Genomic DNA, 21,626 nt, shown 5'->3' with positions numbered 1-21,626 from the left:
TCGATCAAAACCCCTGCTCACAGGGGAGTTCAGGGAGCCCGGTGCTGCGGTATGGTCTGCCGACCCTTGGTACGGCGGATCGAGGAGCGTGCGCGTGTTCAACCGGAACCGATGCCTGCGGAGTGCCGCGGCCATCGCGTCCATATCTTCGCTGGTCACCGGATGCGGCATCCTGTCGTCCGACAGCTCCGAGGACGAGGGCCCGATCGTCGTGGGTACCACCAGCGCGCCCAGCACGCTGGATCCGGCGGCCTCGTGGGACGGCTCCTGGGAGCTGTTCCGCAACATCTACCAGACGCTGCTCAGCTACCCCAACGGCGCGACCGCGCCCCAGCCCGACGCCGCCAAGAGCTGCGCGTTCAGCGACGCGGCGAACCAGGTGTACCGGTGCGAGCTGCGCGACGGCCTGACCTTCTCCAACGGGCACCCGCTCGACGCGCAGGCGGTCAAGCACTCCATCGACCGGATCAAGAAGATCAACGTCAACGGCGGCCCCGCCGGTCTGCTCGGCAGTCTCGACCGGGTCCAGGCGCCCAGCGAGCACGAGGTGGTCTTCCACCTCAACAAGCCCGACGCCACCTTCCCGTTCGTGCTCGCCACACCGGCGATGTCGATCGTCGACCCCGCCGGCTACCCGGCGAACGCGCTGCGCGACGCGGACGGGATCGCCGGCTCCGGCCCGTACACGCTCCAGTCGTACAAGGACGGGGAGCGGGCCGAGCTGGTCCGCAACGACCGCTACAAGGGCTTCGCGGAGCGCCACAACGACGCGGTGACCGTCCGGTACTTCAAGGACTCCGCCGGCATGGTGAAGGCACTGCGCGACCACGAGATCCAGGCCACCTACCGGGGTCTCGCGGCCGACGACATCGTCACGCTCCAGGGCAAGGCCGCCAAGGAGGAGGAACTCCAGCTGGTCGAGGGCACCGGCGCGGAGATCAGCTACCTGGTGTTCAACCCGAAGGACCCGTGGGCGGGCCGCAAGGCCGTGCGCCAGGCCGTCGCCCAGGTCATCGACCGCGCGGCGATCGCCCACCAGGTCTACCAGGACACCGTCGACCCGCTGTACTCGATGGTCCCCAAGGGGCTGACGGGCCACACCACGGGCTTCTTCGACGACTACGGCGACCCCAGCGTCTCCAAGGCCCGCCGGATCCTCTCCGACGCCGGCATCACCGAGCCCGTCCCGCTCACCCTCTGGTACACCACCGACCGCTACGGCTCGGAGACCGAGGCGGAGTTCAAGGAGCTCAAGCGGCAGCTGGACGGCTCCGGACTGTTCACGGTGACGCTGAAGAGCCGGCCCTGGAAGACGTACGTCGAGGGCTACCAGAAGGGCGAGTACCCGGTGTTCGGCCGCGGCTGGTCCCCGGACTTCCCGGACGCCGAGAACTTCATCGCCCCCTTCGTCGGCGAGCAGAACGCGCTCGGCACGCCGTACGCGGCGCCCGAGATCACCGGTGAGCTGCTGCCCAGGTCCCGGCGCGAGAGCGACCGCGCCAACGTGGAGAAGGACTTCGAGCGGGCGCAGCAGATCCTCGTGAACGACGCGCGGCTGCTGCCGCTGTGGCAGGGCAAGCAGTACGTCGCCGCGAGCGACGAGATCTCGGGCGCGGAGCGGGCGCTGGACCCCTCGACGATCATGATGATGTGGCAGCTTTCCCGGAAGACCAGCTGGTAGGCGGCCTGCTCCCGGCCCGGCCGAGCGCCCCCGGGAGTGGATTGTCAGTGGTCGCCGGTAGGTTCTGAGGACTGGAAGCGACCGCACACCGTAAGGAAGTCGACGTGACCGACATCGCCATGCTGCCCGAGTCCTGGCGCGAGGTGCTGGGCGGCGAACTGCAGAAGCCCTACTTCAAGGAGCTGACGGAGTTCGTCGAGGAGGAGCGGGCGAACGGCCCCGTCTACCCCCCGCGCGAGGAGGTCTTCGCCGCGCTGGAGGCCACGCCCTACGACCAGGTGAAGGTGCTGGTCCTCGGGCAGGACCCCTACCACGGCGAGGGCCAGGGCCACGGGCTGTGCTTCTCGGTCCGGCCGGGAGTGAAGGTGCCGCCGTCGCTGCGCAACATCTACAAGGAGATGCACGCGGAGCTGGACGTCCCGATCCCGGACAACGGCTACCTCATGCCCTGGGCGAAGCAGGGCGTCCTGCTGCTCAACGCGGTGCTCACGGTCCGCGCCGGCGAGGCCAACTCGCACAAGTCCCGGGGCTGGGAGCTGTTCACCGACGCGGTGATCCGCGCGGTGGCCGGCCGGCCCGACCCGGCGGTGTTCGTGCTGTGGGGCAACTACGCGCAGAAGAAGCTCCCGCTGATCGACGAGACGCGGCACGTCGTGGTCAAGGGCGCGCACCCCTCGCCGCTGTCGGCGAAGAAGTTCTTCGGTTCCCGCCCGTTCACGCAGATCAACGAGGCGGTCGCCGCGCAGGGGCACGAGCCGATCGACTGGAACATCCCCGATCTGGGCTGACCCGGCGGACGGGGGCCGGTCGTCCGCCGGCCGGCCCGCGCGTCACGGGCCGCCTGACCTGGAAGTCCGGTGCCTGCCGTTAGCGTCGTCGGGGGACAGCCGACGAGGGGCACGGAGGACGTGGTGGCCAAGGGACAGGAGCAGACGGCGCCCGACGCCGTACTGACGCGGATCGGGCAGGTCGTCATGCTGCACCACGCCGGCGACCGCGAGGAGGCCCGCCGCCGCTACCTCGTCCTGTGGGCGGAGATCGGCGAGCACGGCGACCCGCTGCACCGCTGCACCCTGGCCCACTATCTGGCCGACACGCAGGACGACCCGGGCGACGAACTGGCGTGGGACCTGCGGGCCTTGTCGGCCGCGGAGGAACTCACCGAGGACCGTGCCGCCGGACGGCACGAGAGCGCGCCCGCCGCCCGTGCCCTGTACCCCTCGCTCCATCTCAACCTGGCCGCCGACTACGACCGGCTCGGCCACCGCGAGGCCGCCCGGCTGCATCTGCGGCGGGCCCGCGTCGCGGCCGTGGCGCTGGCCGACGACCGCTACGGCGAGGGCGTACGGGCGGCGATCCGCCGGCTGGAGACGCGCCTCGGCGACGGCGGCCCCGCGCCGGACGGCCCGTGGGGACCACCACGGCGACAGCAGTAGGCGACGCGGGCGGACGGCAGGAACCCAGGACCAAAGGACCACAGCGGCAGGACCGCGGCGGCCGTACGTCAGCGGCCGTACGTCTGCTCGCAGATGACCGCCTCCGGGCTGCCCGGGCGCCAGCCGCCGTACTGACTGCCCAGGGAGCACAGGCCCGCCCCCGTGCCGGTGCCCCCGCCGGTCGGTTTCGGCAGATCGGGGACCTGGACGTGTGGCTCCTGCGCGCCCGTGCCCGGCCGCCGGGGCGTCTCGGGACGCGCCGGCCGTGGCCGCGGCTCGGGGCGGGCGGCCGGGGGTCTGCGCGAGGCCGGGGCCGAGGGGTCTGCCGTGCGGCGCGGTTCGCCCGTGGCCCGGTCCGCGGACGGCGAGGGGCCGGTCCTCTCCAGCGCCTCCCGGGCGGGGGCCTGCACCACCCGGGGCTCGGCCGGACCGTCCGGGTGAGGCGCGGACGGACGGGCGCCGGCCGCCGGGCCGGACACGGGCTGGACCGTCGTACAGCCGGCCAGGGCCGAGACAGCCACGGTCACCAGAAGCGTTGCGGTGGTCGTCGTTCGATGCACCCGCGCCACTCTGTCGGTTGAGAGCCGCTCCGCGACGGCGGACGAGCGGAGTTTGCGCCCGTGCGGGTGATCTCCGGCCCCGTACGGGGTCCCCGCGTCCACAGCGGGTGACGTCAGTCGCCGGTGGCGCCGTCGACGCACTCGCGGATCAGGTCGGCGTGGCCGTTGTGCCGCGCGTACTCCTCGATCATGTGCGTGTGCACCCAGCGCAGGTTGTACCGCTCGCGGGTGCGCCGGTGCCTGCCCCGGGAGATCTCGTCGAGCCGGAAGCCGGCCGCGATGCGCCGGGCGGCCTCGATCTCGGCCTGCCACGTGGCGTACGCCTCCTGCCAGGTGTCCGCCCCGGTCAGGCGGAAGTCGCCGTCCGGGTCCTCGTCGCTGTAGTAGATCGGCTCGGCGTCCTCGGCCGCCATCACCCTGCGGTACCAGCTGCGCTCCACCTCGGCCATGTGCCGCACCAGACCCAGCAGGGACAGCGTGGAGGGCGCCACGGCGGCGGTCCGGAGCTGGGCGTCGGTCAGGCCCTCGCACTTCCAGGCGAGCGTCTGCCGGTGGTAGTCCAGCCAGCCCTCCAGCATGGTGCGTTCGTCGGCGTCGGTCGCGGGTTCCCGGCGGTCGGTAGTCATGGCCGCATCCTGACCCAACCCCGCATGATCCACCAGGGAATTGCCCGCGTCACCGGCCCAGCATCCCGCCGATCAGCTCCCGCAGATCCGCCCGTACGTCGTCCAGCGGCGGCGTCTCGGCGCTGAACGAACCGGCCACGCAGGAGAACATCAGCCCGTCCGCCCAGGCGACGAGCGACAGCACATGGCGGGCCGGGTCGGCCGAGCCCATCGCCGTGACGAGAGTGCCGAGCTGCTCGCGGAAACGGGCGCCGGTGGCGTCGAAGTAGGCGCGCAGCTCGGGCCGGCGCGTGGCCTCCAGGGCCAGTTCGTAGCGCGCCAGGGTGAGTTCGCGGTTGCGGGTCAGGGCGCGGTGCGTCGCCAGCGCCAGCGCGTCCACGAGGGCGTCGAGGCCGCCGCGCGGGTCCGGCATCTCGTGCAGGGCCAGCACCCGCGCCTCCCGCTCGGCGAGGCGCCGCACCGCCAGTTCCAGCAGGGCCTGCCGGGTCCGCGCGAGGTTGGACGTGGAGCCCTGGGGGAGTCCGGCCGCCTCGTCGACCGCGCGGTGTGTGAGGCCGCGCATCCCGCGCTCGGCGAGCAGGGCGAGCGCGGCGTCGGCGACGAGGCCGGCGCGGGCGGCGCCGGAGACGGGTGCGGTGCGGGCGGGCATGCGGCCAACCTACCTGGCGCACTACGGATGTAGTACAGTCGACGTGTCAGGTCACTACAGCTGTAGTGACACGAGGCGGACATGAGGAGGAGCCATGGGCCGGACCGGGCAGGCAGTCGTGATCGGCGGCGGGATCGGGGGACTCGCCGCCGCGGCGGCCCTGCACGGCGCCGGCCTGCGGGTCACCGTCCTGGAGCGCTCGCCGAGCCTGGAGCCCGTCGGCGCCGCCATCTCCCTGTCGCCCAACGCCCTGCGCGCCCTGGACGTCATCGGCCTCGGCGACGAGATCCGCGACCTCGCCGCCTGGCAGGGCGACGGAGGCCTGCGCACCCCGGGCGGGCGCTGGCTCTCCCGTTCCAGCGCCGAGGCCGCGGCGGCCCGGTTCGGCGGCCCGCTCGTGCTGCTGCACCGGGCCACCCTCATCGACCGCCTCGCCGCCCTGCTGCCGGACGGCGCGATCCGCACGGGCGCCGCCGCGACCCTCGCCGACCCCGGCGACGCCGACCGCCCGGCCCGCGTGCGCACGTCCGACGGCGAGCTGGAGGCCGACCTGGTCGTGGCCGCCGACGGCCTCCGCTCCGCCGTGCGCGGGGCGCTGTTCCCGGACCACCCCGGGCCCGTCTACTCCGGCTTCACCACCTGGCGGGTGGTCGTCCCGCTGCCCGGCGTCGCGTTCGCCTCGCACGAGACCTGGGGCCGGGGCCGCATCTGGGGCACCCACCCGCTCAAGGACGGCCGCGTCTACGCGTACGCCGCCGCCGTCACCGCGGCGGGCGGGCACGCCGCGGACGAGCGGGCGGAGCTGCTGCACCGGTACGGCGACTGGCACGACCCGATCCCCGCTGTCCTCGCCGCCACCCGCCCCGAAGACGTCCTGCGCCACGACGTGCACCACATCGCCGAGCCCCTGCCCGCCTACCACCGCGGCCGGGTCGCCCTCCTCGGGGACGCGGCCCACGCGATGCCGCCGACCCTCGGCCAGGGCGGCAACCAGGCGATCGAGGACGCGGTGGTGCTCGCCCACCACCGGGACGACCTCGCCGCCTACACGGCCGCCCGGCTGCCCCGTACGACCGCCGTCGTGCGGCAGGCCGTCAGGGTCGCCCGGCTCAACATGGCCGGCAACCGCGCCGTGACCGCCGTACGCGACGCCGCGCTCACCGCGCTGTCGAAGGCCGGCCCCGCCCTCTTCCTGCGCGGCTTCGACGGCATCGCCGACTGGCGGCCTCCGCAGGCGCCGTATGCTTCGCAGCGGACCAGGGCAGGCGAGCGTTAGAGGAGTACACCCCGTGAAGGTCGGTTGCATCGGACTCGGCGACATCGCGCGGAAGGCCTACCTGCCGGTGCTCTCCGTCCTGCCCGGTGCCGAGCTGCACCTCCAGACCCGCACCCCCGCGACCCTCACCCGCGTCGCCGACTCCCTGCGCGTCCCTGAGGCCCAGCGTCACACCGACCTCGACTCCCTGCTCGCCCAGGACCTCGACGCGGCCTTCGTGCACGCGCCGACGGCCGTCCACCCCGAGATCGTGGCCAGGCTGCTGGAGGCGGGCGTACCGACCTACGTCGACAAGCCGCTCGCCTACGAACTCGCCGATTCCGAGCGGCTGGTGGACCTCGCCGAGCGGCGCGGCACGAGCCTCGCCGTCGGCTTCAACCGGCGCCACGCCCCCGGGTACGCGCAGTGCGCCGAGCACCCGCGCGAGCTGATCCTCATGCAGAAGAACCGCACGGGCCTCCCGGAGGAACCGCGCACGATGATCCTCGACGACTTCATCCACGTCGTCGACACCCTGCGGTTCCTGGTGCCCGGCCCGGTCGACGACGTCACCGTGCGCTTCCGCGCCGAGGACGGCCTGCTCCACCACGTCGTGCTCCAGCTCGCCGGGGACGGCTTCACCGCGCTCGGCGTGATGAACCGTCTCAGCGGCTCGACGGAGGAGATCCTGGAGGTCTCCGGCCAGGACACCAAGCGCCAGGTGGTCAACCTCGCCGAGGTGATCGACCACAAGGGCCAGCCGACCGTGCGGCGCCGCGGCGACTGGGTGCCGGTGGCCCGGCAGCGCGGCATCGAGCAGGCGGTCCTCACCTTCCTCGACGCCGTGCGCTCGGGCACGGTGCTCAGTGCCCGGGACGCGCTGGAGACCCATGAGCTGTGCGAGCGGGTGGTACGCGCGGTGACGGATCCGACCGCCTGAGCCGCAGCGTCCGCACCCCGTCGCCGACCGCCCAGGCCGCCAGGACCAGCATCGCCGCGTGCACCGTCCAGTCGCCGTAGCGGACGTACGGGGTGGTGCCGTGCGCGAGCGGCACGTCGTACACCCGGGCCGCGCTCGCGTCGGTGCCGAGCCAGGGGCCGATCCGCGCACCCGTGGCGTCGTGGACGGCGGACACCCCGGTCAGCGTCGCGTGGACCATCGGCCGGCCGGTCTCGGCGGCGCGCAGCGCGGCCAGCGAGGCGTGTTGCTCGGGCGCCCAGGTGTCCTGGAACGTCGACGTCGACGACTGGGCGAGCAGCACCTCCGCGCCGTCGGCGGCCAGATGCCGGCTCATGTCGGGGAAGGCGCTCTCGAAGCACACCATCGGGCCGATCCGCAGCCCCTTGCCGACGTCCATCACGACCTGCTCCGAGCCGCGCCTGCGGTCCTCGCCCGCCGCCTTGCCGACGGAGGTGGCCCAGCCGAGCAGTGAGCGCGCCGGCACGTACTCCCCGAAGGGCACCAGCCGCATCTTGTCGTACCGGTCGCCGGTCGGGCCGTCCGGGCCGACGAGCACCGAGCTCTTGTAGATCCCGGGCTGGTCCGAGCGCCGCGCGTCCACGTTGACCAGGATGTCCGCGCCGGTCTGCCGGGACAGCTCCGCCAGCCGCCGCGCCAGGTCCGGCCGGTCGTCCAGGTCGAAGCCGACGCTGCTCTCGCCCCAGACGATCAGGTCGGCGCCCCGGTCCGCCAGCCCGCGCGTCAGCTGCTCCTCGCGGTCGAAGCGCCGGTCGGCGCTGTCGCGGCCGGCGACGACGCCGGGCTGCACCACGGCGACGGCGACCCGCTCGCCGGTGTCGGGGCGCGGCGCCCACACCCAGGCGGCGGAGGTGGCGGCGGCGGTGGCGACGAGCCCGGCCACGGCGGGCACCCGGGCCCGGCGGACGGCGGCCAGGACGGCGAGGGCCACGTTGACGGCCACCACCAGGAAGCTCAGCAGCCACACCCCGCCCACCGAGGCGAGCCGCAGCGCCGGCGCGACCTGCCACTGACTGGCGCCGATCATGCCCCAGGGGCCGCCGAGCCCCTGCCAGGACCGCACCAGCTCCACGGCCAGCCAGCCCGACGGCACCACCAGGAGCGCCACCGCGACCCTGCCGCCCGACGGGGAGCCGCCCAGCAGCCGCCGCACCAGCCATCCCCACGGCGCCCACAACGCGCCGAGCAGCGCGGCGATGACGAACGTGAACACGTGCAGGCTGGGCAGCAGCCAGTGGTGCATGGCCAGCATGAACCCGAACCCCGCGCACCAGCCGTCGTACGCGGCCCGCCTGCCGGTGGGCGCACCGCGGACCAGCAGCAGCCAGGGGACCAGGGCCACGAAGGCCCACCACCACAGCGACGGGGCGGGGAAGGCGAGGACGGGCAGCGCGCCGGCGAGTACGGCGACGGCCGAGCGCCGCCAGGGGGAGGTGAGCCAGTGGCCGAGCGTCTTCATGGGCGGCTCCCTACCCCGTGGTGCCTTCAGTGTGCGCTCTCGGTGCGGACCCGTTCAGTTGATCACACCGGCGGAACGCCGACCGGGCAGGCGCAGCCCCGGTCCGATATTCGGTGGCCCCGGGCGGACACGGGCGCCGATCCTGTCCCGCATGGATGATCAGCAGGAACCCCGCTTCCGCGTCCGCGCCCGCCACACCGACTCCACGGTCACCGTGTACCAGGCCTACCGCCCGGAGATCGGCCGCGCGGCGGCTCGCGCGGGCCGCTTCCCGCCGTCCTGGAAACGCGACCGCATGACCTGGATCAAGCCGTCGTTCCTGTGGATGATGTACCGCTGCGGATGGGGCGCCAAGGAGGACCAGGAGACGGTCCTCGCCGTCGAGATCGACCGGGAGGGCTTCGTCTGGGCGCTGCGCAACGCGTGTCTGTCCCACTACGTCCCCGAGCTGCACGGCGACAAGGAGACCTGGCAGCGGCAGCTCCGCCGGGCGCCCGCACGCGTGCAGTGGGACCCCGAACGCGATCTGCGCCTGGCCCCGCTGCCCCATCGGTCGCTTCAGCTGGGCCTCGCGGGGGAGGCGGCGGCGCGGTACGCCGACGAGTGGATCGTGGGCATCGAGGACGTGACGCCGCTCGCCGCCGAGATCCACGGGCTCGTCCGGGCCGGCGAGGACGAGCGGGCCGCCGCCCTGCTGCCGACGGAACGGCCGCTGCCGCTGGAGTCCGGCGCCCTGGAACACCTCTGCGGGTGAGCCGAGCGAGAGGCCTGTGCGGGTGGGGGATCCGCGCCTAGGATGATCGATGATCGATCGCAACTGGAGGTTGGATCATGACCCGTCCCGTCACCGTCGTCACCGGAGGCAGCCGGGGGATCGGCGCGGCGACCTGCCTGCGCCTCGCCGCCGACGGGCACGACGTCGTCGTTGGCTACGTCCGTGACGAGGCGGCCGCCGGGACGGTCGCGGCCGGGGTGCGGGAGGCGGGCGGCCGCGCTCTCGCCGTGCGGGCGGACACCTCGGCCGAGGCCGACGTGGAGCACCTCTTCGAGGCGGCGGAGCGGGAGCTGGGCCCGGTGACCGGTCTGGTGAACAACGCGGCGGTGACCGGCCCCCTGGGGCGCCTCGCCGACAGCGACACCGCGGACCTGCGCCGGGTCCTCGACGTCAACCTGCTGGGCGCGCTGCTCTGCGCCCGCCGTGCCGCGCAGCTCATGACCGCGCGGGGGCGCGGAGTGATCGTCAACGTGTCGTCGGGCGCCGCGACCCTCGGCAGCCCGGGGGAGTACGTCCACTACGCGGCGTCCAAGGCCGGCGTCGACGCCCTGACCGTGGGCCTGGCCAAGGAGCTCGGCCCGGCCGGAGTCCGCGTCAACGCCGTCGCACCGGGCGTCATCGACACCGAGATGCACGCCGCCATGGGCGACCCGGACCGGGCCCGGCGGGTGGGGGCGGTCGTACCGCTGGGGCGCGCGGGGCGGGCCGAGGAGATCGCCGCGGCCGTCGCCTGGTTGATGTCACCGGACGCGTCCTACACGACGGGCACGGTGCTGCGCGTCGCCGGTGGACGCTGAGGCGTCAACGCGGCGCACGCGGGGGGAGGTTGCCCGGGGGCCTGCCTCCCCGGCGGCTCAGGCGGCCTCGATGAGTTCGCAGCGGATCGCGGCGGCCCACTCGACCACCAGCAACTCGTACTCCACGCGCTCCTGAGCCGACAGGGATCCGCCCGCGCGTCGCCACAGCGAGCGGATCTGGTCGTTCAGCTCCGCTGCGGAACGCACGGAACCAGGGGTCACGTATTCGGGGGACATGCGGACAAGCCTAGGGGCAAGCACTGACACTGCGCTACCGGACGGCTACGCAGGCATATGCCCGTCAGCCGGCCGACTCGGCGGCGTGCGGGCTGAGGACACCGGCCGCGACCAGGGCGATGATGAGGACACCGAGCGCGATGCGGTACCAGACGAACGGCATGAAGCTCTTGGTGGAGATGAACTTCATGAACCACGCGATCACGACATATCCCGTGCCGAAGGCGATGACCGTCGCGAACAGCGTCGGGCCCCAGGAGACGTGGTCGCTCTCCATCGCGTCCTTGAGCTCGAACAGCCCGGAGGCGAGCACCGCGGGGACCGCGAGCAGGAACGAGTACCGGGCCGCGGCCTCGCGCCGGTAGCCCATGAAGAGGCCGCCGCTGATGGTCGCGCCGGACCGGGAGACGCCGGGGATGAGGGCCATCGCCTGGCAGAGCCCGTAGATCAGGCCGTCCCGGACGCCCAGGTCTTCCAGTTCCTTGCGCCGCCTCGGCGCACGGTGCCGGCCGCCCGTCTCGTCCCGCGCCGCCAGCCGGTCCGCGACGCCGATGATCACGCCGACGACGATCAGCATGGTCGCGGTGATGCGCAGGTCGCGGAACGGCCCCTCGATCTGGTCCTTCAGCGTCAGGCCGAGCACGCCGATCGGGACCGAGCCGATGATCACCAGCCAGCCCATCCGGGCGTCCGGGTCGCCGCGCATCTCCTTGCTGGTGAGCGAGCGGGTCCACGCCGAGATGATCCGCCCGATGTCCTTGCGGAAGTAGATGAGGACCGCGGCCTCCGTGCCGATCTGGGTGATCGCCGTGAAGGCCGCCCCCGGGTCGTGCCAGCCGGAGAACGCCGCGGTCAGGCGCAGGTGCGCGCTGGAGGACACGGGGAGGAACTCGGTCAGCCCCTGGACGAGTCCGAGGACGAGGGATTCAAACCAAGACATGAAGTTACGGAGTCCAAGTGCCGATCGAGGAACGGTCGATGGACACACCGAGCCACCGTCCGCGGTGATCAGGATCAGGCGTGTCGAGGGGCAGCGTAGCGCCCCGAAATGACGGCCGGACGACAGGGGTGAGGGGGCCAGGGGCGGTCGGCCGGGCCCCGTCACCCCTCGTCACTCCGGGTGGGTCCCCGTCACCGCCCGCGCAGCTGGTGGCGCCTGCGCCAGGCCACCACCGCGCCCGCCAGCCCCGGCAGGGCGATGCAGGCCATGGCGATCAGGAAGGCCGGCGAGGTCGGCGTCGAGGCGCGGGCGCCGGCCACCGCGTAGGCGGCGGTGTTCGGGATCGACCCGAGGCCCGTCGCCAGCAGGAACGGCAGCAGGCCCATGCGGGAGACGGCCGCGCAGTAGTTGGCGGCGGCGAACGGCACCCCCGGGAACAGCCGCGCCGCCAGCATCGAGCGGAAGCCGTGCCGGCTGAGTTGTCCGTCCGCCGCCTTCAGCCACTTGCCCCGCAGCAGCGGGCGCAGCGCTTCCTGGCCGAGTACGCGGCCGAGGCAGAAGGCGACCCCGGCGCCCAGCACCGTGCCCGCCAGGGCGGAGGCGAGGCCGAGCTGCGAGCCGAACAGGGCACCCGCGGCCAGGTTGAGCAGCGGGCGCGGGACGAAGGCGACGGTGCACAGTCCGTACGCCACCGCGTAGGCGAGCGCCGCCGCGGCGCCCCCGAGCTGTGGTGGCCAGCCGTTCGTCAGCAAGTGCTGCGGCTGGAACAGCACCACCGCCGTCCCGGCCGACGCGAGCAGGGCGACGAGCAGGGAGAAACGGGACCACGGGGAGAGCAGAACTCTCGTCACGCGGGCGGCGAGACCGGTCGGTGCGACGGGCCCCGCGGCCGTCGCGACGGCGAGTTCCGTCGCGGCGGCCCGGGGAGAGGCCGTGATGGTGCCCCCAGAGCGGGTGGTGGCATCGAACATCCGGCGACACTAACCGACATATGTGTGTGATCGCCGTAGGGTGCGTCTCATGAGCGTCACAGCCACGGGAATTCCGGACGTGCCGCACAGCCCTCTCGCCGACACCGTGCTGGAGCGGCTCACCGCCGTGTACGCCGGCGCCGCCGACCCCGAGCGGGCCGTGGCGATGCGGGCGTACATGAAGGACGTGGCCCCTTTCCTGGGCCTGACCACGCCTGATCGCCGTGCCCTGTCCCGCACGGTGCTGGCCGGCCTGCCCCGTCCCGGTGAGGCGGACTGCGCCGCGATCGCGCTGCGCTGCTGGCGGCTGCCCGAGCGCGAGTACCACTACTTCGCCGTCGATCTCCTGCGCCGTCATGTGACGTATTGCTCCTCCGAATTCCTGCCGGTGGTCCGGCATCTGGTCACCACCGTCCCCTGGTGGGACACCGTCGACCTGCTCGCCGCGCACGTCGTCGGCGGGCTGGTCGCGGCCGACCGCGGCCTCACGGCCGACATGGACGCCTGGATCGCGGACGAGGACGTCTGGCTGGCCCGTACGGCCCTGCTCCACCAGCTGCGCTACCGGGAACGCACCGACACCGACCGCCTCTTCGGCTACTGCCTGCACCGGTCCGGCCACCCCGACTTCTTCGTCCGCAAGGCCATCGGCTGGTGCCTGCGCGAGTACGCCAAGACCGACCCCGACGCCGTACGCGCCTTCGTCGCCGCACACGGCCAGACCCTCGCCCCGCTCTCCGTGCGGGAGGCACTGCGCAACATCGGTCCCTAGCGACTGCCGTGCCGTCAAAAAGCATTCGACGTGCGACAAGGCGTCGGCGATGATCTGCGTCATGTTCCGGTACGCCTTCCACCTCGCAGCATCCGCGGTCGCGGATGCCCCGAAGGCTGCCGTCACCCACTTCACCGCCGCAGTCGACGGCGCCCGAAGCTGACCCTCCCCGGATCGTCCGGCGGACCCCGCAGGGGGAGGGTCGGCCGGCCCCAGGGGTTCCCACCACCGCCACGAGGCTTCGAGGTACCGCCATGTCCAAGACGGCGTACGTCCGCACCAAACCGCATCTCAACATCGGCACGATGGGCCATGTCGACCACGGCAAGACCACCCTGACCGCCGCCATCACCAAGGTCCTCGCCGAGCGCGGCGCCGGCACGTTCGTGCCGTTCGACCGCATCGACCGCGCCCCCGAGGAGGCGGCGCGCGGCATCACCATCAACATCGCGCACGTCGAGTACGAGACCGACACCCGGCACTACGCGCACGTCGACATGCCCGGCCACGCCGACTACGTGAAGAACATGGTCACCGGCGCCGCCCAGCTCGACGGGGCGATCCTCGTCGTCTCCGCGCTGGACGGGATCATGCCGCAGACCGCCGAACACGTGCTGCTCGCCCGGCAGGTGGGCGTCGACCACATCGTGGTAGCGCTCAACAAGGCCGACGCCGGGGACGAGGAGCTGACCGACCTCGTCGAGCTGGAGGTCCGCGAGCTGCTCACCGCGCACGGCTACGGCGGCGACGCCGTGCCCGTCGTACGGGTCTCGGGGCTGAAGGCCCTGGAGGGCGACCCGCGGTGGACGGCCTCCGTCGAGGCGCTGCTCGACGCCGTGGACACCTATGTGCCCATGCCCGAGCGGTATCTGGACGCGCCGTTCCTGCTGTCCGTGGAGAACGTGCTCACCATCACCGGCCGCGGCACGGTCGTCACCGGCGCCGTCGAGCGCGGCACCGTCCGCGTCGGCGACCGGGTCGAGGTGCTGGGCGCCTCCGTCGAGACGGTCGTCACCGGCCTGGAGACCTTCGACAAGCCGATGGAGGAGGCGCAGGCCGGGGACAACGTGGCGCTGCTGCTGCGCGGGGTCGCCCGCGACACGGTGCGCCGCGGCCACGTGGTCGCCGCACCCGGCAGTGTCGTGCCCGCCCGGCGCTTCACGGCGCGGGTGTACGTGCTGTCGGCGCGCGAGGGCGGACGGTCGACGCCGGTCGCCACGGGGTACCGGCCGCAGTTCTACATCCGCACCGCGGACGTGGTCGGGGACGTGGACCTCGGCGAGGTGGCCGTCGCCCGGCCCGGGGACACCGTCACGATGACGGTGGAGTTGGGGCGGGACATGCCGCTGGAGACCGGCCTCGGGTTCGCCGTCCGGGAGGGCGGACGGACGGTGGGCGCGGGGACGGTGACGTCCGTGGGGTGAGCACCGTGGCCTCCGGCGCGGTGGGCGGGGGCGGGCCGTCGTGGACGGTCGCGCCCCCGTGCCGCCGACGGCGTCGCCCCGCCGCACAATGGAGGCGTGAACCATGAGGGAGTGAACGAGGCCCTGCCCGTCAGCCGCGTCACCGACCACGGCACCGTCAAGCTCATGCCCGACGTCGACCGGCGGCGGGCCTGGCTGCTCACCGTCGACGGGGCGCCGCAGTCCTACGTCGACCTGGACGAGCCGGCGCACCTGGAGTTCGAGTACACCCGCCGGCTCGGCCATGTCCTGGACACGGTCGCCGAGCCGGGGCGCGCGCTGGACGTGGTGCACCTGGGCGGCGGCGCGTTCACGCTGCCCCGGTACGTGGCCGAGACCCGGCCCGGCTCCCGGCAGGACGTCGTGGAGGCCGACCGGGGGCTGCTGGACGTGGTCGCCGAGCATCTGCCGCTGCCCGAGGGCGCCGGCATCACCGCGCACGGCGCCGACGCCCGCGCCTGGCTGGCGGACGCCCCCGACGACTCGGCCGACGTCCTGGTCGCCGACGTCTTCGGGGGCTCACGGGTGCCCGCGCACCTGACCTCCGTCGAGTACGCCCGCGAGGCGGCCCGCGTCCTGCGTCCCGACGGCGTGTACGTCGCGAACCTGGCCGACGGGGCGCCCTTCGCCTTCCTGCGCGGCCAACTGGCCGGATTCGCCACGCTCTTCGAGGAGCTGGCGCTCGTCGCCGAGCCGGGTGTGCTGCGCGGGCGCCGCTTCGGCAACGCCGTCCTCGTCGCCGCGCACCGGCCCCTCGACACGGCGGCGCTGACCCGGCGCACCGCCGCCGACGCCTTCCCGGCCCGCGTCGAACACGGGCCCGCCCTGCGGGACTTCATCGGCGACGCACGGCCGGTGCGGGACGAGGACGCCCTGCCGTCGCCCGAGCCTCCCGCCGGGGCGTTCGGCATCGGCTGAGCGGCGGCCGGGGGCCGGGGGGCCTAGGCCTCCGTCGGCGGTTCCTCGGTCAGGCGCACGGTGCTGAGGATCTTCTGGACCGTCGCCTCGGGGATCTCGTCCTTGACGCCCTTGGCGCCGTAGAGGTTCCAGGTGACGAAGTTGCCCGCGCCGTTCTTGAACGCGAAGGTGATGGCCTTGCCCTCGCTGTCGCACTTCCCCTTCTGCGGGGTGCCCTCCGAATGGGCCGTGGCGAGGCTGCCCTTGATGCCGGAGGCCGTGGTGTAGTCCTTCGGCTTGTCGTACTTGACGCTCTTCCTGTCCGGCTCCGTGTAGCCGCCGTAGATCCACCACGGCACCCGGGTCTCGGCCGCCTCGGCGGTCTCCTTGGCGCCGTCCTCGCCGCGGGTGCCGGCGGTGGCGAGCGCGGTGCTCTCCTTGCGGCCGTCCTTGTCGGAGTCCTCCGTGCACCACTCGGACTTGAGGTAGGCAGGGGCGGTGACGGTGGTGCGTTCCGTCTTGCCCTTCTCCTCCCACTCGAAGCCGACGCTCGTGTCGGTGCTCTCGATCTCCCAGTCGGCGGGCACGTCGAACATGGTGCCGAAGCGCGGGTTGGCGACGACCTTCCAGCCCTCGACGGTCGGCTTCAGCTCGTCGGCGCCGCGCGGGTTGTCGTCGCCGGTGGACGCGCTCGGATCGGCCGTCGGGGACGCGGACTTGTCCGCGGACGCGCTCGCGGACGGCTTCTTGCCCTTGCCGTCGTCGGCCTTGTCGTCCTTGTCACCGCCCAGCACGAGGAAGCCGGTCACGCCGGCGGCCACGACCACGGCCAGCGACGCGATGATGGCGACCAGCTTCGTCCGGTTCCCGCCGCCACCGCCACCGCCGCCACCGCCGGCGAAGGTCGGCGGCTCCGGCCTGCCGGGGGGCTGGTTGGCGCCCCACTGCGGCTGCTGTCCGTACGGGCCGGGCTGCTGCTGGTAGCCGGGCTGCTGATACGGATTCGGCTGCTGGTACCCCGGCTGCTGGTACGGGTTGTTCTGCGGATTCTGCTCGCCCCCGGGCGGCTGCTGTCCTGGCCACATGACTAGTCACCCTAGTGCGGCCGAGGACACGATTCGGTCACTGCCGCTTGTCAGGGACGTACCGAAGCGGGGCCCGGGCGGGCGGCGGTGCCGCGGTCCCTCAGGAGTCCGAGGGCGTGAACTCCCGCACGGTGCCCGCGATCTGCCGCACGGTGGCGTCCGGCACCTCGTCACCGACCCGCGCGGCACCGACGAACGACCAGGAGAGGAGATCGCCGTCGGCGGACTTGAAGGCGAACGTGGTCGCCTTGCCGTCCACGTCGCACTTGCCCCGCTTCGTCACCCCGGCCGAACGGGAGGTGGCCAGGCTGCCGGTGATGCCGGAGGCGGTCGTGAACGAGACCACCGGCTCCGTCGTGATCTTCTTCCGGTCGGGCTGGGTGAACGCCCCGTACACCCACTGCGCCGAGTCGGCCCGGGCGATCTCCTCGGTGCTGCGCGCCCCGTTGTTGCCCCGCGTGCCGGCGGAGGCGAGCGGGGTGTGGTCGACCGAGCCGTCCTTGTCGTCGTCGGAGGCGCACCACTCCTCCTGGAGCACGGCCGGGGCCTTCATGCCGATCAGCGGCTTGTCCTCGGGGTCCTTGTCGTCGGTGACGAAGCTGACCCAGTCGGGCGACTGCCGCTTCCAGGACGCCGGTACGTCGAAGGCGATGCCGAGGCCCGTGTTCACCACGGTGCTCCAGCCGGAGACGGTCGGCCGCGGGGCGCCGTCCGCGTTCCGCGCGTCACCGGAGGGCGAGGGGGCGGACGCGGAGGACGCGGCCGGCTCCGGCTCGGCCTTCTCGTCCTCGCCGCCGCCCAGGAGGACGACTCCGGCCACGGCGGCGGCCACCACGACGGCCGAGGCGGCCACGATCGCCACCACCTTGGTGCGGCGTCCGCCCGGCCCCCCGCTCGGCGGCGGACCCGCCGTGACCGTGGGCGCGTTCCACGGCGCGGGCGGCTGCTGACCGGGGTGCGGTGCGGGCTGCTGGTAGCCCGGCTGCTGGTACGGATTCGGCTGCCCGGAGTGCGGACCCCCGGCGGATGACTGCTCTCCTGGCCACATGGGCGGCAAGCATAGGGCGATCACCGCGGGCCGCCGGCTCTGGCCCCCGGATGCTACTCATGGGTAACCTGCTGTCATGAGCGCAGATCAGATGTCGATCGGCGAGTTGCTCGCCGCCACGGTGCCGATGGTCAGGACCCTGAACCTCGAGTACCTGGAGACCACCCCCGAGAAGGCGGTCCTGGCCCTGCCGGACCAGAGCGAGTACCGCAACCACGTCGGCGGACCGCACGCCGGAGCCATGTTCACGCTGGGCGAGTCGGCCAGCGGGGCGATCGTCCTGGCCGCCTTCGGCGACCAGCTCTCCCGCGCCGTGCCGCTGCCGGTCACCGCCGAGATCGCGTTCAAGAAGATCGCCCTGGGCCCCGTCACCGCCACCGCCACCCTCGGCCGGCCGATCACCGAGGTCGTCGCGGAACTGGACGAGGGCAAGCGCCCCGAGTTCCCGGTGAGCGTCGCCATCCAGCGCGAGGACGGGGCGGTGACCGGGGAGATGACCGTGGTGTGGACCCTGCGGCCCAACGGCTGAGCCACACACTCGCGGCCGGGCACGGCCCGCGGACCGGTAGGCTTCCCGGGTGCGCCTCCACCGAGGCGCACCCGGGAAGCGGCGGGGCAGGCACCCGCGCACGGCAGGGACGCGAATCGGAGGCTGCGGCGTTGCACGTCCAGGAGTGGCTCGACACGGTGCCCGCGGCGGCCGTCTACGCCGTCGTCGGACTGGTCATCGGTCTGGAGAGCCTCGGCATCCCCTTGCCCGGCGAGATCATCCTGGTCTCGGCGGCCCTGCTCTCCTCCCAGCACGGCGGCGTCGACCCGGTGATCCTCGGCGCCTGCGCCAGCGCGGGCGCGGTGATCGGCGACTCCATCGGGTACGCCATCGGCCGCAGGGGCGGCCGGCCCCTGCTGGCCTGGCTGGGCAGGAAGTTCCCGAAGCACTTCGGCGAGGGGCACATCGCCACCGCCGAGCGGTCCTTCCAGAAGTGGGGCATGTGGGCCGTGTTCTTCGGCCGCTTCGTCGCCCTGCTGCGCATCTTCGCCGGCCCGCTGGCCGGCGTGCTGCGGATGCCGTACTGGAAGTTCCTGATCGCCAACGTCCTCGGCGGCATCGTCTGGGCGGGCGGCACCACCGCCGTCATCTACTACGTCGGTGTCGTCGCCGAGTCCTGGCTCAAGCGCTTCTCGTGGCTGGGCCTGGTGGCCGCGGTCGTCATCGGCGTCGTCTCCATGCTCGTCGTGAAGCGCAAGGCGGCGAAGGCCCGGCCGGAACCGGACCCCGTCACCGCAGACTGACGCGCCCCCGCGGCTCCCCGCTCAGTCGTGGACCTCGCCGTGGGCCTTCGCCAGCTCCGCGTACATCGTCCCGTTGAGCGTGACGCCCTGACGCTCCTCCTCCGTCAGCTCGCGCCGCACCTTCGCCGGCACACCGGCGACCAGGGAACCCGGCGGCACCCGCATGCCCTGCGGGACGAGGGCCTGGGCGGCCACCAGTGAACCGGCGCCGATCACCGCGCCGTTGAGGACGGTGGCGCCCATGCCGATCAGGCAGTCGTCCTCGACGGTCGCGCCGTGCACGACCGCGTTGTGCCCGATGGAGACGCGCTCGCCGACCGTGACGGGGAAACCGGGGTCGGCGTGGAGCGTGCAGTTGTCCTGGACGTTGCTGCTCGCGCCGACGGTGATCCGTTCGACGTCGCCGCGCAGCACCGCGCCGTACCAGACGCTCGCCCCCGCGTGCAGCGTCACGTCCCCGACGACCGAGGACGTCGGTGCCACGAAGGCCTCGGCGTCCACCTTCGGGTCCTTGCCGCCGATGCCCTTGATCAGCGCCTTGTGCGTCATCGTTGCCTCCTGCTCGGGTGATGCAGTGCACCGTACGCCACCCGGTGGGGTGAAGATCACAGGCCTCCGGCGCCTTCCCGGCGGCGCGTGCTGAGTACCGTGAGCGGGTGCCGAAGCGCAAGAACACGTTCTCGTCCTGGTCCACCCGCCTCGCGCAGCGCGCCGTCCACGCGGGGTGGGCCTGGGTGCAGCGCACCGGCTCCGTCACCGCCGCGCACCCCGGGCGCTTCCGCTTCGGCGCGCTGGGGACGGGCACCCGGCTCGCCTTCCCGCTCGGCACGGTCTTCGGCGAGCCCTGGATCCACGTCGGCGCCCACTGCATCATCGGCGAGCAGGTCACCCTGACCGCCGGGCTCATGCCCGACCTCGACCTCGGCCCCGAGCCGATCCTGCGCATCGGCGACGGAGTCGTCCTCGGCCGCGGCAGCCACGTCATCGCGGACACCACCGTCACCATCGGCAGCGACTGCTACTTCGGCCCGTACGTCTACGTCACCTCCACCAACCACTCCTACGACGACCCGCACCAGCCCATCGGCAAGCAGTGGCCCCGGATGGAGCCGGTGGAGATCGGCTCCGGCTGCTGGATCGGCACCGGCGCGGTGATCCTGCCCGGCGCGCGGATCGGACGGAACGTGGTGGTCGCCGCCGGTGCCGTGGTCCGCGGCACGGTCCCCGACCACGCCGTGGTGGCGGGCGCGCCCGCACGCGTCGTACGGCGCTGGACGCCCGCGGAGGGCTGGCAGCCGCCGATGCGGACCCCGGCCCCCGTGCCGCTCCCCGACGGGGTCACGCCGGAGGAACTGCGGGCCCTGGCCCGGCTGGACGAGGAGACGGTGGCCCGCCTGGCCGAACTGGACGCCCGGCCCACGGGAAAGCTCGCGGAACCGGCCACGGAGGGCTGAGCCCAGGGGGCGTCGAGGGTGTCCCTCCGGCTCAGCCCGCCGCCGGCAGCAGTGTGCCCCTCAGGGCGAGCGGCCTCGCAGTACAGTTCAGTGAACGATCAGGTGCAGTCCACCGCAGTTCAACGCACTGCACCACGTCATCCAGAATAATGGACGGAATGTGTCGGACCTCGACCTGCTGACCCAGTCCCTGGCGCGGAACGTCAAGCGCTGGCGCACCGAGCGCGGCTTCACTCTGGACGCGCTGGCCGCGCGGGCCGCCGTCAGCCGCGGCATGCTCATCCAGATCGAGCAGGCGCGCACCAACCCCAGCCTCGGCACGGTGGTCAAGATCGGTGACGCCCTCGGCGTCAGCATCACCACCCTGCTCGACTACGAACAGGGCCCGGCGGTCCGCATCGTCCCCGCCGACCAGGCCGTACGGCTCTGGCACACCGACGCCGGCAGCTACAACCGGCTGCTCGCCGGCGCCGAGGCCCCCGGCCCCCTGGAGATGTGGGACTGGCGGCTCATGCCGGGCGACAGCAGCCCCTCCGACCCGCACCCCGCCGGCACGGTCGAGCTCGTGCACGTCACGTCCGGGGAGCTGACGCTCACCGTCGACGGCGTGGCCCACCGCGTCCCCACCGGCGCCAGCGCCTCCTTCGAGGCCGCCGCCCCGCACACGTACGGCAACGAGGGCGAGGAGCCGATGGAGATGATCATGGCGGTGTCGGTGCCGCCCGTCCGCTGAGACGACCGGCCGCGTGGCGGCCCGGAGTTGTTAGCGTGCGGCCATGCACGCACCCATCGGAGACTTCGACAGCGCCACGCCCGCGCCGGACTGCCTCGACGAGCTGACAGCCCCGGTCGCCGACGCCGTGCGCGCCTGGCGCGGCAGCGTCCCCGCCGAGCAGATCGTCTACGTCGACACCGACCCGCGGTGGGCCGACACCGCCGTCTTCGTCGAGCACTACGGCCGTGAACTGCTGGAGCGGTCCGCGAACTGCGTGGTGGTCTCCGGCAAGCGGGGCGGCGAGACCACGCTCGCCGCGTGCGTGGTCCTCTCCACGACCCGCGTCGACGTCAACGGGGCCGTGCGCCGTCAGCTCGGCGCCCGCAAGGCCTCGTTCGCCCCGATGGACACGGCGACGGGCGAGAGCGGCATGGAGTACGGCGGGATCACCCCGGTCGGTCTGCCCGCCGACTGGCCGGTGCTGGTGGACCCGGCCGTCGCCGACCTGCCCTACGTCCTGGTCGGCAGCGGACA

The 21,626-nt window shown here is 73.2% G+C and carries 25 protein-coding genes; 15 read left to right on the top strand and 10 right to left on the bottom strand.

Features of this window, described 5'->3' with window-relative positions:
* Positions 1–94 precede the first annotated feature (94 nt).
* From GTW67_RS26985 to GTW67_RS26975, 3 genes are all read left to right on the top strand, one after another.
* Positions 95–1,681: an ABC transporter substrate-binding protein gene (locus GTW67_RS26985; RefSeq protein ID WP_161167389.1), complete on the top strand. Its 1,587-nt coding sequence runs from the start codon at positions 95–97 to the stop codon at positions 1,679–1,681.
* 104 nt (positions 1,682–1,785) lie between these two features.
* Positions 1,786–2,469: a uracil-DNA glycosylase gene (ung, locus tag GTW67_RS26980; protein WP_161167388.1), complete on the top strand. Its 684-nt coding sequence runs from the start codon at positions 1,786–1,788 to the stop codon at positions 2,467–2,469.
* Between the two features lie 123 nt (positions 2,470–2,592).
* Positions 2,593–3,117, top strand: coding sequence for a hypothetical protein (locus tag GTW67_RS26975; RefSeq protein WP_161167387.1), 525 nt, complete (start codon positions 2,593–2,595; stop codon positions 3,115–3,117).
* 68 nt (positions 3,118–3,185) lie between these two features.
* On the opposite strand, the gene GTW67_RS26970 is transcribed toward GTW67_RS26975, so the two are convergent.
* The 3 genes from GTW67_RS26970 to GTW67_RS26960 all read right to left on the bottom strand — a co-directional run bounded on the left by GTW67_RS26970 (position 3,186) and on the right by GTW67_RS26960 (position 4,952).
* On the bottom strand, positions 3,186–3,644 hold the full coding sequence (locus GTW67_RS26970; protein WP_346010749.1) for a hypothetical protein: 459 nt from the start codon (positions 3,642–3,644) through the stop codon (positions 3,186–3,188).
* Between the two features lie 146 nt (positions 3,645–3,790).
* Positions 3,791–4,303 (bottom strand): DinB family protein, encoded by a 513-nt coding sequence (locus GTW67_RS26965; RefSeq protein ID WP_161167385.1) that lies wholly within the window; start codon positions 4,301–4,303, stop codon positions 3,791–3,793.
* A gap of 49 nt (positions 4,304–4,352) precedes the next feature.
* Positions 4,353–4,952: a TetR/AcrR family transcriptional regulator gene (locus GTW67_RS26960; protein ID WP_161167384.1), complete on the bottom strand. Its 600-nt coding sequence runs from the start codon at positions 4,950–4,952 to the stop codon at positions 4,353–4,355.
* 94 nt (positions 4,953–5,046) lie between these two features.
* On the opposite strand from GTW67_RS26960, the gene GTW67_RS26955 reads away from it, so the two are divergent.
* Positions 5,047–6,228, top strand: coding sequence for an FAD-dependent monooxygenase (locus GTW67_RS26955; RefSeq protein WP_161167383.1), 1,182 nt, complete (start codon positions 5,047–5,049; stop codon positions 6,226–6,228).
* A 13-nt stretch (positions 6,229–6,241) separates the two neighbouring features.
* The gene (locus GTW67_RS26950; RefSeq protein ID WP_161167382.1) at positions 6,242–7,147 is read left to right on the top strand and encodes a Gfo/Idh/MocA family oxidoreductase; all 906 of its coding nucleotides are present in this window, start codon (positions 6,242–6,244) and stop codon (positions 7,145–7,147) included.
* On the opposite strand, the gene lnt is transcribed toward GTW67_RS26950, so the two are convergent.
* The gene (gene lnt, locus GTW67_RS26945) at positions 7,071–8,645 is read right to left on the bottom strand and encodes an apolipoprotein N-acyltransferase (RefSeq protein WP_161167381.1); all 1,575 of its coding nucleotides are present in this window, start codon (positions 8,643–8,645) and stop codon (positions 7,071–7,073) included. The two genes, GTW67_RS26950 and lnt, sit on opposite strands and share 77 nt — an antisense overlap.
* Before the next feature lie 151 nt (positions 8,646–8,796).
* Between lnt and GTW67_RS26940 the strand changes: the two genes are divergently transcribed.
* A complete protein-coding gene (locus GTW67_RS26940; RefSeq protein ID WP_161167380.1) occupies positions 8,797–9,399 on the top strand; it encodes a DUF4291 domain-containing protein in 603 nt (200 codons plus the stop codon).
* A gap of 77 nt (positions 9,400–9,476) precedes the next feature.
* Positions 9,477–10,217 carry an SDR family oxidoreductase gene (locus GTW67_RS26935; protein WP_161167379.1) on the top strand — a complete coding sequence of 247 codons (741 nt, stop codon included), beginning with the start codon at positions 9,477–9,479 and terminating at the stop codon, positions 10,215–10,217.
* Positions 10,218–10,274: 57 nt separating this feature from the next.
* Here GTW67_RS26935 and GTW67_RS26930 read toward each other — a convergent pair whose 3' ends face one another.
* The 3 genes from GTW67_RS26930 to GTW67_RS26920 all read right to left on the bottom strand — a co-directional run bounded on the left by GTW67_RS26930 (position 10,275) and on the right by GTW67_RS26920 (position 12,365).
* Positions 10,275–10,454: a hypothetical protein gene (locus GTW67_RS26930; protein WP_161167378.1), complete on the bottom strand. Its 180-nt coding sequence runs from the start codon at positions 10,452–10,454 to the stop codon at positions 10,275–10,277.
* 64 nt (positions 10,455–10,518) lie between these two features.
* A complete protein-coding gene (locus GTW67_RS26925; protein WP_161167377.1) occupies positions 10,519–11,394 on the bottom strand; it encodes an undecaprenyl-diphosphate phosphatase in 876 nt (291 codons plus the stop codon).
* 191 nt (positions 11,395–11,585) lie between these two features.
* On the bottom strand, positions 11,586–12,365 hold the full coding sequence (locus tag GTW67_RS26920; RefSeq protein WP_161167376.1) for a TVP38/TMEM64 family protein: 780 nt from the start codon (positions 12,363–12,365) through the stop codon (positions 11,586–11,588).
* A 49-nt stretch (positions 12,366–12,414) separates the two neighbouring features.
* Between GTW67_RS26920 and GTW67_RS26915 the strand changes: the two genes are divergently transcribed.
* The 3 genes from GTW67_RS26915 to GTW67_RS26905 all read left to right on the top strand — a co-directional run bounded on the left by GTW67_RS26915 (position 12,415) and on the right by GTW67_RS26905 (position 15,518).
* Complete coding sequence (locus GTW67_RS26915; RefSeq protein ID WP_161167375.1) at positions 12,415–13,137, top strand: DNA alkylation repair protein; 723 nt, start codon at positions 12,415–12,417, stop codon at positions 13,135–13,137.
* A gap of 254 nt (positions 13,138–13,391) precedes the next feature.
* Complete coding sequence (tuf, locus tag GTW67_RS26910; RefSeq protein ID WP_161167374.1) at positions 13,392–14,561, top strand: elongation factor Tu; 1,170 nt, start codon at positions 13,392–13,394, stop codon at positions 14,559–14,561.
* Positions 14,562–14,672: 111 nt separating this feature from the next.
* Positions 14,673–15,518: a fused MFS/spermidine synthase gene (locus GTW67_RS26905; protein ID WP_161167391.1), complete on the top strand. Its 846-nt coding sequence runs from the start codon at positions 14,673–14,675 to the stop codon at positions 15,516–15,518.
* Between the two features lie 23 nt (positions 15,519–15,541).
* On the opposite strand, the gene GTW67_RS26900 is transcribed toward GTW67_RS26905, so the two are convergent.
* Both GTW67_RS26900 and GTW67_RS26895 read right to left on the bottom strand, forming a co-directional pair.
* The gene (locus GTW67_RS26900) at positions 15,542–16,582 is read right to left on the bottom strand and encodes a DUF8017 domain-containing protein (RefSeq protein ID WP_161167373.1); all 1,041 of its coding nucleotides are present in this window, start codon (positions 16,580–16,582) and stop codon (positions 15,542–15,544) included.
* A gap of 100 nt (positions 16,583–16,682) precedes the next feature.
* Positions 16,683–17,630 (bottom strand): DUF8017 domain-containing protein, encoded by a 948-nt coding sequence (locus GTW67_RS26895; protein ID WP_161167372.1) that lies wholly within the window; start codon positions 17,628–17,630, stop codon positions 16,683–16,685.
* Between the two features lie 91 nt (positions 17,631–17,721).
* On the opposite strand from GTW67_RS26895, the gene GTW67_RS26890 reads away from it, so the two are divergent.
* Positions 17,722–18,159, top strand: coding sequence for a DUF4442 domain-containing protein (locus GTW67_RS26890; RefSeq protein WP_161167390.1), 438 nt, complete (start codon positions 17,722–17,724; stop codon positions 18,157–18,159).
* Between the two features lie 131 nt (positions 18,160–18,290).
* Entirely contained in the window at positions 18,291–18,923 is a 633-nt protein-coding gene (locus tag GTW67_RS26885) for a DedA family protein (protein WP_161167371.1), read from the top strand.
* Positions 18,924–18,944: 21 nt separating this feature from the next.
* Here GTW67_RS26885 and GTW67_RS26880 read toward each other — a convergent pair whose 3' ends face one another.
* Positions 18,945–19,472 (bottom strand): gamma carbonic anhydrase family protein, encoded by a 528-nt coding sequence (locus tag GTW67_RS26880; RefSeq protein WP_161167370.1) that lies wholly within the window; start codon positions 19,470–19,472, stop codon positions 18,945–18,947.
* A gap of 107 nt (positions 19,473–19,579) precedes the next feature.
* Here GTW67_RS26880 and GTW67_RS26875 point away from each other — a divergent pair, with 107 nt between their 5' ends.
* The 3 genes from GTW67_RS26875 to GTW67_RS26865 all read left to right on the top strand — a co-directional run.
* A complete protein-coding gene (locus tag GTW67_RS26875; RefSeq protein WP_161167369.1) occupies positions 19,580–20,377 on the top strand; it encodes a DapH/DapD/GlmU-related protein in 798 nt (265 codons plus the stop codon).
* A 160-nt stretch (positions 20,378–20,537) separates the two neighbouring features.
* A complete protein-coding gene (locus tag GTW67_RS26870) occupies positions 20,538–21,110 on the top strand; it encodes a cupin domain-containing protein (protein WP_161167368.1) in 573 nt (190 codons plus the stop codon).
* A 43-nt stretch (positions 21,111–21,153) separates the two neighbouring features.
* On the top strand, positions 21,154–21,626 hold a 473-nt coding region (locus tag GTW67_RS26865), incomplete at its 3' end, for a YbaK/EbsC family protein (protein ID WP_161167367.1).

It is taken from the genome of Streptomyces sp. SID5910 (genome assembly GCF_009862125.1).
Classification (GTDB): Bacteria; Actinomycetota; Actinomycetes; order Streptomycetales; family Streptomycetaceae; genus Streptomyces.
Note: the sequence above shows the minus strand (reverse complement) of the source record. Positions and strands in the feature narration are given on the sequence as shown.